The organism is Pseudomonas sp. SMV71 (assembly GCF_052042015.1).
In the GTDB taxonomy this organism is placed as follows: Bacteria; Pseudomonadota; Gammaproteobacteria; order Pseudomonadales; family Pseudomonadaceae; genus Aquipseudomonas.
This window is the reverse complement of record NZ_JBKGGU010000001.1, coordinates 279393-294987: the sequence shown is the minus strand read 5'-3', so window position 1 is coordinate 294987 and position 15595 is coordinate 279393. Positions and strand designations below refer to the sequence as shown.

Genomic DNA, 15595 nt, shown 5'->3' with positions numbered 1-15595 from the left:
TCAATGCCATCCGCTCAATCACTGGGTGGTGTTGGACGCCTCGGCAGCCTTGATCAGGTCCGGTCCGATCGCCTGTTCAAACTTCGCCCATACCGGCTTCATCTTGTCGCGCCAGGCGTTGCGCTCTTCAGGTGTGAGTTCGATGATTTCAGTGGTCTTGGCATCCAGGACCCGTTGCCGGTCCTTCTGGTTCAAGCGCAGCGCTTCATTGTTCGCATGGGCAGTGGACTCGACCACGATTTTTTCCAGCTCGGTGCGGATGTCCGGCGGCAGGCCGTTCCAGAAGTCCGAGGTGGTGATCAGCATGTAGTCGAGGATGCCGTGGTTGGTCTCGGTGACGTATTTCTGCACTTCATGGAGCTTCTGGTCGTAAAAGTTCGAATAAGGATTCTCCGTACCGTTGACTACACCGGTTCGCAGGGCCTGGTACACCACCGAGAAATTCATTGGTTGCGCCTTGGCCCCCACGGCGTTGAACTGCTGCTCCAGCACCGCGGACGCTTGGATTCGAAAGTTCAAGCCGTGGGCGTCCTCGGGTTTGCGCAGGGGCCGGTTGGCTGATAACTGCTTCATGCCGTTGTGCCAATAAGCCAGGCCGGTGATGTTCTTGCTCTCCATGGACTTGAGCAGCTTCTGCCCTTCGGGCCCCTGCTGGAAACGGTCCACTGCGCCAATGTCATCAAACAGGAACGGCAGGTCGAACAACTGGACCGTCCTGGTGTATTGGTCGAACTTGGCCAGCGACCGCGCGATGATCTGCACATCTCCCAGCAACAACGCTTCCATCTCCTTGTCATCGCTATACAGGGTCGAGTTCGGATACACCTCGACCTTCACGCGTCCTGGCAGTCGTTCTTCCACCAGCTTCTTGAACATCAGCGCACCCTGGCCCTTGGGCGTCTGTTCACCGACCACGTGGGAGAACTTGATGACAATCGGCTCAGCCGCCAGGGCACTGCCCAGTGCACTCAAGGCCAGCAGGCAGGCGAACGTTTTGCACAGGTATCTAAGCATCGCGGGGTCCTTTTTCATCCTTGTCGAGCGCGCGGGTGTTTCACCGGCGATACAGCAGCAAGTCTAGGAGAGAAACCCCGTGTCCATTGTTTTTGTGTCCGCCACCCATCCCCATTGTGGGAGCGAGCCTGCTCGCGATGGCGGTGGCACACCCAACATCACCGATCCAGGCAGACCGCTATCGCGAGCAGGCTCGCTCCCACAGGGGCTTCTTTTTGCAGGGCCGGCCAAGTAGCGTTCAGGCCTCCACCGTCGGGCCCTTCAACTCGATCTGGTTACCATCCGGATCGAAACAATAGATCGACCAGCCATTACCCTGTGCGCCATATCGCATCTGTGCTTTCTCGGCACTCAGGCCGTTCGACGCCAGGTGAGCCAGGATGGCTTGTTCATCAAACGGTTCAACGCGCAGGCAGAAGTGGTCGACATTGCGCCCCTGCCCACCGGCTGCCGGTCCGCCCTGGCGGCCCAGCGGCCCTTCGACAGCCACCAGGTCAATCATCGACGCGCCGGTGCCGAGGTGGATCATGCCTAGGTCATCCCGCCGTTTCTTCAGCTCGCAGCCGAGTACCGAGGTGTAGAACGCCAGGCTGCGCTCGATGTCTTTCACCCGCAGAACAATGTGGTCAATCTGTTGGATGGAGAAGTTACGCATACAGGCCTCCTGTCTTCATGCCGCCAGCGCCAGAGGGGGCTTCAATTAACCGATAGCGCGGATGTGTCATGTCGCGTGTCATGGTGCCCATTCCCACCAGGTGTTATAGCCGAAAGTTTCCAACAACTGTCAACTCTGACAGGCGTCGTGACATCCACCTTGCCCTATGCTCGGCCAGGCCGGGACCAGATCGACAGGTAGCTCTGCTGACGACTGCAATTCGAGCAGCTGACCCATGATATTTATAGATGGCGAGTTAGGTGAGATTGAAGAGCGTGTACTGATCGTACTGGAAAGATTCGTGCGACTCGATGCGCTGGGCGCTCCTGCACCTGTCTTGCACGATGGGCGCTGGAGGTACTTCGGCGTGGACGATTTTTATAAGGCAATCGAAGAGGAGTTTGAAATCGAAATTCCGGATTTCGACAGGCAGGATATATCTACCGGGCAAGCGCTAGCCGCTTATTTATATGCCCGCAAGCATTGCAACTGAGCTTCGCCTCGGACTCACTGGATCAACCGATCACCCACGGCGCCCCCCCACCATGAAAAATTTCCGGCAGCAGGTCCCTCATTCGAAATTCAGGATCTCAGTGCCCTTGCCTTCGACCATCTCCCCAAACCCCGGCAACCGCGCCACAAACTCGGTCTCGAACGCCAGGTAACGATCCTGCGCCGGCAGGTAACGGATCTGCGGCTTGATCCGGGCGATGTCCTTGCTCGACAGCTTCAGCACTTCATGGCTGTGCTGATTCCAGAACCACGCCAGGGTATGGGCGCCGAAGGTGTGGGTCTGGTAATTCCACACCCACCAATCGCCATGCCCGCGGGCGACGTGGAGCTGGCCGTGGAAGGTGCGCATGGTGATCACTTGCTTGGGTTGGGTGACGAGCAGGCGGGTGTCCTGGCGCACCTCGCTGCCGAAGCCGTCGAGCAGGGCCTTGGTCGTGGCGCCGGTGACGAAGTTGAAGCGCCAGGCCAGCAGTACGGTTTCCCGAAAGCCCGGATGCTCCAGGTTCTGGCGCCCGTCTTCACTGAACAACAGGACCTCATCGCCCCCCAGGTACGCGCTGGAGGCCCTGAGCTTGAAACCGTCCACCGGTAACGGCTTGGCAACCACAGTCTGGTGCGGTGGGTCCATGGACCAGATCCAGCACAGCGTGCCGTTGTCCTGCATGAAGAGCAAACGGCGCGGACCGATGGGCAGCAGCGTCAGGTCGGACGGGTGCTCGAAAATGACTTCACTGGAATCCGCGGTGATCCGCCAGATCCGAGTTTTATGCTCTGGTTGGTAGATGACCTGGCGCTCGAAGACTTCCCCGTCCACCACCACGCAGGGCTGGTCGAACTCAGGCCACTGCATCTGCGCCGGGCCGAACGCCTGGATCTCATCGCCCTGACGCCGTTCGTAGCGATAGCGGTCATCGCAACTGTAGGCCCCGGATTTGACTCGTCGTCGCCACAGGCTTCCCTCGGGGTTGGCGTCGACCAGCGCCAGGTCCGCGCCGTCCACGCCATCGGTGCGCTGTTCGAGCATGTCCTGTTCAGCGGGCGGCCACTGGTTGTAGTCGATCAGGAAGCACAGCCACTGTTCGTCATCCTGCTCGGTTATCGCGGCCCAGCCGTTGCGGTAGTTCAATTCATGCACATAGGTGGGGCCAGGATAGTCATGGACGTCCTGTAGCCAATTGAGTTTTTTGCGTTTGGACTTGGCCGGCTTTCGCTCGGTGGCGGCAGGCTTCGCCGGCTCGAACAACAGCGCCGTGTACCCGCTGCCCTGCGTCTGCCAATACCGGGCGAACGCCTCGCGCTGATCGAGCGGAACGATTACCGGCCGATAATCATCGCCGCCGGCATCCAGGTTCCACAGATCGAAACCGTCCCGCGCCAACACGGCCGCCAGTGCCTGGAAACAGACCTCGGGCATTTCATTGGATAGCTCATCCAGCAACGCCTCGAACGCCGCGCCGCTGAACGCCCCGAGGCCGGGGTAGTAATGCTGCAACAACCCAAGCAAGTCAGCGCCTGGCGTCTTCCAATCGATATGGACCAACGGATCGAACTTCGACTGCATGACGCGTGCCTTCCCTGTGATTTCCCAAGCTGCGCCATCTTAGCCGCACAGCAGAAAAATTTTCGCCAGTCACGTCACAACAAACACCACCCACTTCAGGCGAACACTGAACCCGTGGCGAGGGAGCTTGCTCCCGCTGGGCCGGTCCGCGTTCGGGCGAAGCAGCCCCAACCGACCCCACCTCACATCTGCGAAAACCCTGACAAATAACAAACCGGCGAACTCCCCTCCGCCCGCTTCTCCACCTCATCCTCCAACCACTGCGCCAACACCACGGCATTATTCTCAACAGTCGATCCGGCCGCATAAACCAGCGTCAGATTCCCATCCCGAGCCACATCCACCAGCCGCCACCAGAGCTCAGGCCGCGCCGCCAGCTCCCGCTGATAAGCCGCCCTGAACGCGTCGAAGGAAACCGCCCCCGCCTTGAACGCCTTGCGCAATTCATGGGAAGGCGCCACTTCCGGCAGCCACTCAGTTATCACCAACGCGTCCTTGCGACAGTTACGCGGCCACAAGCGGTCAACCAGGATACGGACGCCATCCTCGGCGCCAGCGGCTTCATAGGCGCGTTTGCACTGGATCATCAAGGCCTGCCATTCGTAAGGGACCGCTTGAGTCTAGGTCGATAGTGCACGGTCGACCAGGGTCGATCCGGTGTCTTCAAGTCTTCGCATGACCTGCCGCTATGGGTATAACGATTAATACCGATCCACCGACGAGCTTTGCGATACCTTTGCTTTCGGGCGATGACTTGGCAGCGGACACGATAAGAGAACGTAGCGAATGGACGACGGACGATACGAAGGGCGGGAAGCCGTGGCGGCAGGCGCAACGGCGTTGTCCGGCCCGCAGCCGCATATTCTGCTTATCGACGATGTGCCGGAGGATATCCGCGCCACGCTCGTCCTGCTCAAGACGCAACCCTGGCGCATCTCCCTGGCCAGCGATGCCCACCAAGGTTATCAGCGCGCCCTGGCGTTGCGTCCGGATCTGATCGTGCTGGATGTGCACATGCCGCACATGGACGGTTTCAGCCTCTGCCGTTTGCTGCGCGAGGCGCCCGCGACCCGACACACGCCGATCCTATTTCTGTCCTCGGCCAATAGCACCTTCGAGCGTCTGGAAGGGCTGTCCGTGGGCGGCGTCGATTACATCCCCAAATCCTGCGCGCCGGAGGAAGTGCTGGCGCGTATCAGGATCCACCTGCAATTGACTTGGCGCACACTGCCAGCCAGCCAGGACAACACAGCCCAACCGGAGCCGGAAGGCGACGAGATCGTGTTGCGCGCTGCGATGCGATTGATTGAAAACCAGCTCGACGAGACACCCTCCTTGGCGCAACTGGCGCACAAGGTCGGCACCCACGAAAAACGCCTGTCGCGGATATTTCGCGAGCACCTGGGCCTGACCGTTTTCGCCTACATCCGCGATGCCCGGTTGCGACGCGGCCAGGCCTTGCTGGCCGACAGCGCCATGAGCGTGCAAGACGTCGCCGAGCTGATCGGCTTTCGCAACGCCTGCAACTTCACCACCGCTTTTCGCCAACGAATCGGCATGACACCCAGCCAGTTTCGCCAGCAGACCTTGGGTGTTGCCGATGCAGAGTCGGCCGGGCGCGCCTGATGCGGCTGCTACAGGTTCTGTTATTGGCGATGGCATTGCTGCCTGCGAGCCTGTTACGGGCAGCGCCTGTGGATATCTGCCAGTCTGAGCAACTGGACTTGATGCCAGCGGTGCAGATTATCGAAGACATCCCGGCAACGTTGAGCGTGGAAGCGGTCGCTCAGTTGCCCGACACGCGATTCACCCCAGCCACCGAAGAATGGCCGGCCCAAGGCTATAGCCGCTCGGCCTTCTGGTTGAAACTGCAACTTTCCAACCCAAGCGATGCGGCCTGTTCGCGTCTGTTGGTGATCGGTGCGCCGCGCCTGGAAGACCTGCGCGTCTATCGATACACCGACGGCCGCTGGCGTGAAGCCCATGCCGGCGGCGCCCATCCCTTGGCCGAATGGCCCCAGCCGCCAGCGCGTCAGCCGGCGTTCCCGGTTACTCTGGCGGCAGGGCAGAGCAGCACTTTGTTCGTACGCGTGACGAGCAGCTTCCAGATGTTGGTGGAGCCGCAGCTGTGGTCGGAGCCGACCTTGCTGCGGGCGCAGCAGCAGACTTACCTGAGCGACGGGCTCACCCTGGGCATTGTTCTGCTGGTCGTGCCGTTCGGGCTGATCGTCGGCGGGATCCTGCGCTCGCGTTTGCTGACCGTGAATGCGGGCGCGGTTCTGAGCTATATCCTGCTGACCTGCCTGGTGAACGGCTACCTGATCTATTGGCCTGCGGCACTCGGCTGGACGCGAGAGCTGCTGGCCTGCGCGAGCGTGATGTCCTTCATCCTGTTCCTTGCCTACATGCGCGTGTTGCTACAGGTTGCCCGGCTGCCCAAGGTCATCGGCTGGAGCTATTGGCTGCCGCTGTTGGGATGCGCCGTCGGCCGGTTCTGGTGGTTGCAGGTCGATCCGGTCCAGGGTGCGCGGTTTATCCAGTTATCGCTCCTGAGTTTCTACGCCGTGCTGCTCGCTACGTTGTTCATGGCCTGGCGCAAACGGCTGAGCTACAACTGGATGGCCTGGCTGGTGCCGGGGTTGTTGCTGGGGCAATTGCTGATGCGCTATTTCTTCCCGCAGGAGCAATTGCCCTGGCAGTCGCCGCAAAGCAAACACAGCCTATCCTCGACCCTTCCGGGCGTGGCGCTGCTGGTGTGCACCTTGATCATGGAGGTCAACCGCAGTCGCCAGCGGGAAAGGCAGGCGCTGTCCACCCTCGACCAACAACGCCAGGCCGAGCACGAGCGCCTGGAGAGCACCGTCACGCTGCGCACGGCGCAGTTGCGTGAATCCCTGGCGGCCCGCAGTGCGCTGATGGCCCGCATCAGCCACGACCTGCGCTCGCCCCTGGTGCGCATTATCGACTATGCGCGGCTGTTGCAGGGGGCGCCGAACCGCGACTATCAGGCCACCATCGAGCGCAATGCCCGCCAGCAACTGGAATTGATCGACGAGATGCTCGAATTCTCCCGTGGCGAGCTGGAGCAAATGCAATTGGGCCTCGCGCCGGGTTATTTGTACGGATTTCTCAAGGAGATCGCCGAGGAGGCCGGTTTCCTCGCCGCACGGCAGGGCAACACGTTTGAATCCTCTGTGGCCGATGACCTGCCGGCGCTGGTGGAAGCCGATTTCAAACGCCTGCGGCAGATCCTCATGAACCTGTTGGCGAACGCGGCGAAGTTCACCCGAGACGGGCAGATCCGCTTTGAAGTGAGCGGTACCTCTGGGGACAGTCCTGAGACCGTCGAACTGTGCTTCAGCGTCGTCGACACTGGCATCGGCATCGATCCGCAAGAATTCGAACGGCTGCTGCAACCATTCCAGCGTGGGCGCAATGCGCAACGCTACGAAGGCAGCGGGCTGGGATTGTCGATCGTCACGCAGCTGCTGGAGCGCATGGGCAGTCACCTGGAACCACAAGCCACCGAGCAGGGCGGCAGCCGCTTCAGTTTTCGGCTGCAACTCAAATGCGCCCAGGAACACGACTTGGAAAACGGCATCGTCGACAATCATGCCGCGCCGCTTGATGGGCAGGGCAAGCACGTGCTGCTGGTGGACGATGTCGAGCAGAACAGCGAATGGCTTTACGACCTGCTGGCCGGCTATGGCTTTGACGTAAGCATCGCGGTCAACGGTGAAGAGGCCTTGGCCTGCCTGGCAGAGCAGCCGGTCGACCTGTTGATCAGCGACCAGATGATGCCCGGCATGGGCGGCTGGGAACTGCTGCGCCAGGTGCGCGAGGGCTGGGGCGATCTGCCGGTGATGCTCTATTCGGCATTACCGGCGCGCCGGCCACAGGAATATCCGCAGCACCTGACATTCGACGCCGTGTTGCTCAAGCCCGCCGACAGCCACGAGCTGCTGGCCTGGGTCAAGACGCTGATTTGCCCGGACCCGGTGCATCGTCCGATGGCGCGGGAGCACTAGCATGCGCGCTTCGGGACACCGGCTGCTGTTGCTTGGCGGCCTCTCGGCACTGCCTTGGGCGTCGGTCGGTGCCGAGCAAGCGCCGGCGCCCAGCGCCATCGTCCTCGATGCCACCACGGTGACCGCCCGACGCCGCGAGGAAGATCCGCAACAGGTGCCGATCCCGATCAACGTCCTCTACGGCGAGCAACTGGACGAGGCCGGTTTGCATACGTTGCGAGACATCCAGCAACGCGTGCCCGGGCTGGTGGTGTCCGGGCATGACGCCCGCTATGCCGGCTTCGGCCTGCGCGGCTTCGGCGCGACCGCCTACAACGATGGCCTGGAAGGCAGTGTCGGCACCTACGTCGATGGCGTTTACCAGGCGCGCCAAGGCATGGCCTTCACCGAGTTGATGGACATCGAACGCATCGAAGTGCTGCGCGGGCCTCAGGGCACTTTGTTCGGCAAGAACACCACTGCCGGCGCGCTGAACATCGTCACCCGCGCACCGACGTTCCAGCCCGAGGCCGGCCTAGAGGCCAGCTACGGCGAGCGCGGTCTGCGTGAGTATCGCGGGACGATTTCCGGGGCACTGCGCGACGACGTCCTGGCCGGACGGCTGAATGTCTTCGACCGCTCAGAGGATGGGCAAGTGGAAAATCTTGAAGACGGCTCCCGACTCGGTGACGCCGACAGCCAAGGCCTGCGCGGGCAGCTGCTGTGGACCCCGAATACGGATTTCAGTGCGCGATTGATCGCTGACCATGCTCGGCAGAACGAAGCCGGCAACGTCTTGCTGGTCAATCACTACAGCCAGCAAACCCGCAAGCGCGCTCAGTTCCTCGGCTATCCACTGACGCAGCCTGATCCGTACCAACGCGAGATCCGCGTCGACGCACCGGGGCGTCCGCAAACCTTGCAGAACGGTGTCTCGTTGGAATTGAACTGGGACCTGAACCAGGCGCTGCGCTTGACCAGCATCGCCGCCTATCGCGACTGGGACTACCGCGCCACTCGCGACGCAGACAGCACGGCGCTGTCGGTCGCCCAGTCCGAGACCGAGCTGGGGCACCGGCAGTTCAGCCAGGAATGGCGGCTGTCCGGCACGGCCGGCTCATCCATCGATTATGTCGTCGGGCTCTACTATCTGCGTCAGCAACTGGATCGGGACATCGACGTCCAATTCGGTAACGACGCTGCGGCCTGGTTCGTCGGCGATCAGTTGCAGCAACTGCAAAAACTCTACGGCATCACCTTCACCGACCCCAGGCAAGTGCCGGCGCAATTATTGGACGGCGCCCGGCAACACTACGACGGCCAGCAGAAGGGCGACAGCCGGGCGATTTTCGGTCAGCTTTCCTGGCGCCCGGTCGACCCGCTGGAGCTGACCGGCGGCCTGCGCTACAGCCAGGAGCGCAAGGACGGCTGGGTCTCGCGCGACGTCAGTAACCTTGCGCCGCTGGACGGTTTGCCTCCGATCTTCCAGGCCGGTGGACACGTGCTGCGCGACATCGCTCTCGGCGGTGGCTATTACCGCGAGGATTCGATTGAAGAACACAACCTCTCCAGCCTGCTTAGCGCCAGCTATCGCTTCAGCGAGACGGTGATGGGCTACGTCAGCTGGTCGCGGGGCTACAAGGCCGGCGGCATCAACTTCGACGTGGTCGGTCCGTTTGCTGCGCCCACCTTCGAGCCGGAGCGTGCCACGTCGTTGGAACTGGGCCTGAAGACACGCTTCTGGGATGAGCGTGCGATGCTCGACCTCGCCGTCTACCAGACTGACGTCGATAACTACCAGGCACTCACTTACAGCCCGCCGACCTCGATGTTTGCGCCACCGCTGCGGGATAACCTGATCAACGTCGGCAAGGTCCGCCTGCGCGGGATCGAATTGGATTCAGCCTGGCAACTTTCTTCGCGGCTCACCGGGCGCCTCGGCCTGGCCTGGAGCGATGCGCGCTATCGCAGCTTCTCCAACGCACCCTGCCCGCCGGAGACCGGCCAATGGACCTGCGACCTCAGCGGCGAGCGCCTCTACAACGCCCCGCAATGGAACCTCAGCAGCGGCCTGGACCACACCCATCCGCTGGCGAACGGGTTAGAGGTGTACAGCGGCGTCGACTACAGCTTCAGGACCGGTTACTACGGCACCCTCGAAGGCGGCGAAGGCAGCTATCAACCGAGCTACGGCCTCACCAACCTGCGCCTGGGCCTGCGCAGCCAGGACCATGGCTGGGAGGTGGAAGGTTGGGTGCGCAACGCCTTCGACCGGCACTACATCACCGCCGTTTACTCATTGTTGGGCGCTGGCGACTACGGCGTGATGACTGGCAGCGAAAGAACCCTCGGCACCACCCTCAGGCTTCGTTATTAAGCGAAATAAAACGCGTCGGACAGAACGCCAGGCGATTACCGCCAGCCTTTTTCGACAGGTACATGGCCTTGTCCGCCTTGCTGATCAGCCCATCGATTTCCTCACCGTGCTCGGGATAAAACGCCACCCCGATACTCGCGGCAATCTCCACCGTCTGCGCGCCAATCAGGATCGGTGCATTGGCCGCTTGCAGCATGCGCTTGAGCAACGGCTCGCACTCCTCCACTTCCTGCAAACCCACCAGCGCGGCCACGAACTCATCGCCACCGAGCCGCGCCAGTGTGTCGCGCTCACGCAGCGTCGCATTGATCCGCGTCGCGACAATCTGCAACACCCGATCCCCCCAGTCATGGCCGTAACTGTCGTTGAGCGCCTTGAACCCATCGAGGTCAATAAACGCGATGGCGACTTTCTGCTGATGGATACGCGCCGTGCCCAATGCCTGACGCATCCGCTCGGCCAACAGCAGCCGATTGGGCAGTTGTGTCAGCGCATCAAAACGAGCATCGCGTTCCAGCAACTGAAGCCGTTGCTTCATCTGCGTCATGTCGCTGAACAACACCACGTAATGCTGAACATTGCCGTGACGGTCGTGCACCGCACTGATGCTGATGCGCGACGTCATCTCCCGGCCATCCTTGTGGCTGCTCTGGATTTCACCGGACCAATGGCCATGGAAATCCAGCGCATTCCTCATAGGCCCATAAAAAGCCGCGAGCCGCCGCACCATGCGATGGGAATTCAAATCCCGGCCCACCACCTCGTCCTGCCCGTAACCGGTAAGCCGCGTAAACGCCTCGTTCGCGCTGATGACCCGACCGTAAGCGTCCACCAGAACAACCCCCTCCCGCGCATGACTGAACACCGTCGCCGCCAACTCCGGGCAAACCCCGCTACCGCGTCGCTCTAGCGCGTCCACGTCACAGGTGGCCGGCAGCGTCCTGGAATCAAAGCCCTGCTGCGCCAGGTAACCTGCCAGGAACGAAAAAAACCGGTGCAGGTGGGTCAGCGCATTTGTTGCAAGCCTGGAATCGAAGCAATAGCTACGGATGAAGGTGCGTAGGTTCATTTGGGTTTATGTGAGGCTGGCGGGTAAGGGGAATGCAAGCGAAGGGGGATTATCGCTGGGCGAATTCGGCAGGGGCTTTGCTGGAGCGGATGGGAGCTTTGCGGGAGGGGATGGAGGGAAAAGATTTTTGCTGGCGGGGGATGAGCGCGCTAGCCGGGGCTACCCTAAAGCTTCAGGAAAAACACAACCCCGTGGCGAGGGAGCTTGCTCCCGCTGGGCTGCGCAGCAGCCCCACATCGCAAAAGCGAAAAATGGATTAAATGATTAGGTCAGTTTCACCACTTGGTTCGGTGTCGAAATGCAATCTGATAGTCGAATTTTTCTGGATCGATTGGATGATCAAAGAAGGGCTGGAGTATAGGTATCCATCGAGCAAGCACATCAAAGCCTCCGTCATATATTTCTGGTTCGCTTTCCAGATCCAGCTCAGAGATTATCGACAAGTCATCCTCCATGTCCTTCGAATACTCTTTGCCTCCAGCCAGTTCGGTTTTTTTGTCGTACCAATCCAATCTAAGCTTCAAACCCATTGAAGTCCGCACAAATACTTTTTAATGCTGCTGTCTTTGTTTTTTAGACGCAGGGAAGGGGGCATACATTGGGTGTATGTAGTGTGTCTACCAACTGTCTCGATAATCGAACGAGACCTGATAGATGTAGGTGGTCCAGTCAATTGAATGCTTAAAGTAAGGTTGGAGGGTTTTTATCCATTCCTGGGGAACGTTGAAGCCTCCGTTGTTGATGTTGTTTTCGAATGGAATCCCCAGGGCTTCAATGACAGAACCGTCCTCGCCCAAATCGTTTGAGTGTTCCTCTCCTTCGTAGAATTCGGTTTTTTTGTTAAACCATTCGAGTCTAAGTTTGAGTCCCATTTCATCCTCACAAGTATTTTTTGATATTACGATTTTTTTTGGGGCCGTCTGTCTGCTCGCCAGTAATATGGTCGAATGCGCCTAAATGGCTTCCATCACTTGAACGATAGGCTTCCAATTCGCCATGTGAAGAATCCCATTCATAAATTGTTCTGCCTTTAGAATCAAACCAGCGATGCCGAAGGCCTCCACCTCCTTGCACGGGTGTCTTTTTTACGCCTGTTTTCAATCCAGGAAAGCCAACAATTTCGTGGGTTTTTGGGGCAGGATGGTAGTCGTGGCCGGTCTCGGCCAAGCCCTTTCGGCGAACACTCAAAACCACATAAACCGGCCGAACCCCCGAATCCGCCGGAAACACCAGAATAAAATCCCAGTACTCCGGCGGATAAATCGGGTCGACGATGATGCTGTCAGCCATCGGTGTCGGCGGATAAATCCATACGGGCGGCGCCTGGGGCGCGGCCTCCAGGGCAGGGATGCCAAGGGTGTCGGAAGGATCGGTGGCCGGCGTCCAGATCAGTTCGACGCCATCACCCAGATCGGCAATGAACTGGTCGGCTCGCGGAGTGAACTGCACAACGTCGACCATCTCCCAGCCGGGGTTCTGCCCGGTGTAGAAACCGTAACCCTTGAGACTGCCATCGGCCTCCTGCTCGATGCTCAGGCGCATGCGGCTGCGGGCCTGCTTGAGGTGACGTAGCTGATCCTCGCTGTAGAGCGCGCTGTCACCCAGGCTGGAGGGCCAGAGCAGGGCAACGATCCCCGTCAGCAGAGCTGCGCCAACGGTGCCGCTGGCAGCGGCAGCCGTAGACGTTGCCGAACCACCCAGCGCAAACCTGCCCAACGTAACGGGAACGGTGTTCGCGCCGATCCGCTTGAGGGGCACCGCGCCGGACGGGTCGGCACTGCGCCCGCCGAGCCACATGAGTTCGCCATACTGCTTGATCAGATCCGCCGGGACATAGCCGTTGGGGTTGGCGTAATCGATGATGCCGTTGGGGAGCTTGCAGCTCTTGGCAAACACGCATCCGGTTACCTCGGGTAGCGGTTTGTTATCCACCTTGGCCCAGCGCGCTTGTTCATAGGCAGCTTGCCGGGCGAGCATGGACTCATAGTCCCGCTGTCGAGTTTCGCGCTCGGCCAGTTCACTGGCGGTCATGTCCCTGTACGTGACGTGATGCCCATCGCCGGCGGGTGGGTTTCGGACCTGGGGGATGTCTTGTTTGCGTGTCACAGCGTTGTGAGTCTCGTCCGATAAAGGCAAGGACAGACGCTAACGCGGGAGCTCAAGAGAAGGTTGTAGGAGGTTTCCTGGAATGGCTGGTCCGTTTTCGCTAAATGCAGGACGGGACGGAGAGTGAAGGCCCTAAGTACCCACCACTGGGTTTATTGATTGACGGGCCTCGTCATCCTTCGGCTAGCACAACGCGGCCAAACCTGGCGTTCCTATCTTGCGGTGTAATCGCCAACAACCGATCGAGGCGGATCTCCTGACGACCATCAGCGCTCTGCACTTCAAGAAACTCTTCTCGCGTAGGAGAAGTGCGCGTGGTGATTGCACGGACTGTCAGACGTCGGCCATCAGTCAGCTCGATGTCTAGCGCATAGCCGTATAGGCAGGCAATTTCCAGGTAATCATGCAGGTCGCAATTCAAGGGTTTGTAGGTATCCATTTCATGCCTCGCAACGGTACAGCCTGGGAGTGGGAGTCGCCCTGCCGGGCGACGGCTTCGACGGTTCGGACAGGAGGCATCCATGTAGCCTCCTGTCCGACCGCGAGGGGAGCGTGCAGCGCTCTGCTTGGATCAGAGCAATTGTTTCAACATAGTCGTCAGTTGGCTGTTTCGCGCCGCATCAAGCGGAAACACCGGTAGGCGCGGATCGCCGACCTCCAGCCCTAGGGTGCGCAAACCGGCCTTGATCGTGGCCGGTAAGCCGCCCTTGAGGATGAAGTCCAGCAGCGGCAACTGACGATAGAACAACGTCCGGGCCTGGTTCAGGTCGTTGGCGAGAACGGCTGCGTAGAGATCGAGGTTGAGCTGCGGGATCAGGTTCGGCGCCGCAGTGCACCAGCCCTTCGCGCCGGCCGCGAAGGCTTCCAGCGCCAGCGGATTGCAACCGTTGTAGAACGGCACCTGGCCCTCGCCCAGCAATTGCAGCTTGTGCATGCGCTGGATGTCGCCAGTGCTCTCCTTGACCATGGTGACGTTTTCCACCGCGTTGAAAATCCGCAGGATCAGTTCCACCGACATATCGATGCCGCTGGTGGCGGGGTTGTTGTAAAGCATGATGGGCAGGTCGATGCTGGCGCCGATGGCCTGGTAGTGCGCGAGGATTTCCGCCTCGCTCAGTTTCCAGTAAGAGGCTGGCAATACCATCACCGCATCGGCGCCTTTCGCTTGGGCAAAACGCGCGCGGCGGATCGCCTTGGCGGTGGTCAGGTCAGACACGCTGACCACGGTCGGCACCCTGCCGGCAACGCGAGCGATGCTGAATTCGCTGACCTGGTCCCACTCCGCGTCGCTCAAGTAGGCGCCTTCACCGGTACTGCCCAAGGGCGCGATGGCATGAACGCCACTGTCGATCAAACGGTCGATGGACTGGCCCAGCGCGTCCAGGTCGAGGCTCTGGCCGTCGGCGGAAAAGGGCGTGATGGTGTAACCGATGATGCCGTGGATGCTAGGGGTAGACATGGCTTGGCTCCTGGTGGGTTCAGTTCAGGCAATCGGCGTGCTGACGCAGGTTCTGCCGGGCGTGGTAGTTAAAGGCGGCTGCGTGACGCTTGGGGCGGGCGATCCAGTCGTGGGCTTCGCGCCCCAGGTGAGGCAGGATCGGTTTCACCTCGCCGGCGGCCATGGCCAACAATTGCAACTTTGCGGCGCGTTCGATCAGTTGGGCGATGTTGCAGGCTTCTTCCACGGTGGCACCGGTGGATAACTGGCCGTGGTGGGAAAGCAGGATGGCGCGCTTGTTGCCCAGGGCCCCGGCGATCAGTTCGCCTTCTTCATTGCCCACAGGCACGCCCGGCCAGCCCTCCAGGAACGCGCAGTCTTCGTACAGCGGACACAGGTCCATGTGAGAGATCTGCAAGGGCACTTCCAGCATCGACAGCGCGGCGACGTGGGTCGGGTGGGTGTGAATGATGCAATTCACATCCGGCCGGGCGCGGTACACCCAGGTGTGAAAACGGTTGGCCGGGTTAGGAATGCCGTGGCCCTCCAGCACCTCAAGGTCTTCATTGATCAGCAGCAGGTTGCCGGCGGTGATTTCGTCAAACCCCAGGCCCAACTGCTGGGTGTAGTAGGTGCCGGGTTGCGGCCCGCGCGCGGTAATCTGCCCGGCCAGCCCTGAATCGTGACCGTTCTCGAACAGGATACGGCAGGTCAGGGCCAGCTTTTGTCGCACAGTCCACGTATTATCCGGCAGTGTTTTCTGCATCTGGTTGACTGCATGCTGGACCAATTGGTCCTTCGGCGTCGTCAGTGTCTTGCTCATCTCCGTTCTCCTGATTCGTTCATCGGGCGTTC

The 15595-nt window shown here is 60.5% G+C and carries 15 protein-coding genes; 4 read left to right on the top strand and 11 right to left on the bottom strand.

Features of this window, described 5'->3' with window-relative positions; genetic code table 11:
* Positions 1 to 18: 18 nt before the first annotated feature.
* Complete coding sequence (locus ACLEJQ_RS01470) at positions 19 to 1014, bottom strand: TRAP transporter substrate-binding protein (RefSeq protein WP_440791479.1); 996 nt, start codon at positions 1012 to 1014, stop codon at positions 19 to 21.
* A gap of 238 nt (positions 1015 to 1252) precedes the next feature.
* Entirely contained in the window at positions 1253 to 1669 is a 417-nt protein-coding gene (locus tag ACLEJQ_RS01465) for a VOC family protein (RefSeq protein WP_440791478.1), read from the bottom strand.
* A 235-nt stretch (positions 1670 to 1904) separates the two neighbouring features.
* Between ACLEJQ_RS01465 and ACLEJQ_RS01460 the strand changes: the two genes are divergently transcribed.
* Positions 1905 to 2162: a hypothetical protein gene (locus tag ACLEJQ_RS01460; RefSeq protein ID WP_440791476.1), complete on the top strand. Its 258-nt coding sequence runs from the start codon at positions 1905 to 1907 to the stop codon at positions 2160 to 2162.
* A 78-nt stretch (positions 2163 to 2240) separates the two neighbouring features.
* Here the strand turns inward: ACLEJQ_RS01460 and ACLEJQ_RS01455 are convergent, their stop codons facing one another.
* Positions 2241 to 3743 (bottom strand): DUF6630 family protein, encoded by a 1503-nt coding sequence (locus tag ACLEJQ_RS01455; protein ID WP_440791474.1) that lies wholly within the window; start codon positions 3741 to 3743, stop codon positions 2241 to 2243.
* A gap of 182 nt (positions 3744 to 3925) precedes the next feature.
* Positions 3926 to 4330 (bottom strand): DUF488 domain-containing protein, encoded by a 405-nt coding sequence (locus tag ACLEJQ_RS01450; RefSeq protein WP_440791473.1) that lies wholly within the window; start codon positions 4328 to 4330, stop codon positions 3926 to 3928.
* 199 nt (positions 4331 to 4529) lie between these two features.
* Here ACLEJQ_RS01450 and ACLEJQ_RS01445 point away from each other — a divergent pair, with 199 nt between their 5' ends.
* From ACLEJQ_RS01445 to ACLEJQ_RS01435, 3 genes are read left to right on the top strand one after another with little or no spacing between them, the layout of a single operon-like run.
* On the top strand, positions 4530 to 5369 hold the full coding sequence (locus tag ACLEJQ_RS01445; RefSeq protein ID WP_440791471.1) for a response regulator transcription factor: 840 nt from the start codon (positions 4530 to 4532) through the stop codon (positions 5367 to 5369).
* Positions 5369 to 7771, top strand: coding sequence for a hybrid sensor histidine kinase/response regulator (locus ACLEJQ_RS01440; RefSeq protein ID WP_440791469.1), 2403 nt, complete (start codon positions 5369 to 5371; stop codon positions 7769 to 7771). The genes ACLEJQ_RS01445 and ACLEJQ_RS01440 overlap by 1 nt, the downstream gene beginning before the upstream one ends.
* Before the next feature lies 1 nt (position 7772).
* On the top strand, positions 7773 to 10127 hold the full coding sequence (locus tag ACLEJQ_RS01435) for a TonB-dependent receptor (protein ID WP_440791467.1): 2355 nt from the start codon (positions 7773 to 7775) through the stop codon (positions 10125 to 10127).
* On the opposite strand, the gene ACLEJQ_RS01430 is transcribed toward ACLEJQ_RS01435, so the two are convergent.
* From ACLEJQ_RS01430 to ACLEJQ_RS01400, 7 genes are all read right to left on the bottom strand, one after another.
* Positions 10111 to 11196: a diguanylate cyclase domain-containing protein gene (locus ACLEJQ_RS01430; protein WP_440791465.1), complete on the bottom strand. Its 1086-nt coding sequence runs from the start codon at positions 11194 to 11196 to the stop codon at positions 10111 to 10113. The genes ACLEJQ_RS01435 and ACLEJQ_RS01430 overlap by 17 nt on opposite strands.
* 275 nt (positions 11197 to 11471) lie before the next feature.
* Complete coding sequence (locus ACLEJQ_RS01425) at positions 11472 to 11726, bottom strand: colicin E3-like toxin immunity protein (protein WP_440791463.1); 255 nt, start codon at positions 11724 to 11726, stop codon at positions 11472 to 11474.
* Positions 11727 to 11813: 87 nt separating this feature from the next.
* Positions 11814 to 12068 (bottom strand): colicin E3-like toxin immunity protein, encoded by a 255-nt coding sequence (locus ACLEJQ_RS01420; protein WP_440791461.1) that lies wholly within the window; start codon positions 12066 to 12068, stop codon positions 11814 to 11816.
* A gap of 7 nt (positions 12069 to 12075) precedes the next feature.
* Positions 12076 to 13302, bottom strand: a complete 1227-nt coding sequence (locus tag ACLEJQ_RS01415; protein WP_440791459.1) for a colicin E3/pyocin S6 family cytotoxin — start codon at positions 13300 to 13302, stop codon at positions 12076 to 12078.
* Positions 13303 to 13474: 172 nt separating this feature from the next.
* Positions 13475 to 13741, bottom strand: coding sequence for a Rho-binding antiterminator (locus ACLEJQ_RS01410; protein WP_440791457.1), 267 nt, complete (start codon positions 13739 to 13741; stop codon positions 13475 to 13477).
* A gap of 132 nt (positions 13742 to 13873) precedes the next feature.
* On the bottom strand, positions 13874 to 14761 hold the full coding sequence (locus ACLEJQ_RS01405) for a dihydrodipicolinate synthase family protein (RefSeq protein ID WP_440791456.1): 888 nt from the start codon (positions 14759 to 14761) through the stop codon (positions 13874 to 13876).
* A 19-nt stretch (positions 14762 to 14780) separates the two neighbouring features.
* Entirely contained in the window at positions 14781 to 15563 is a 783-nt protein-coding gene (locus ACLEJQ_RS01400) for an aldolase (protein WP_440791454.1), read from the bottom strand.
* Positions 15564 to 15595: the final 32 nt, after the last annotated feature.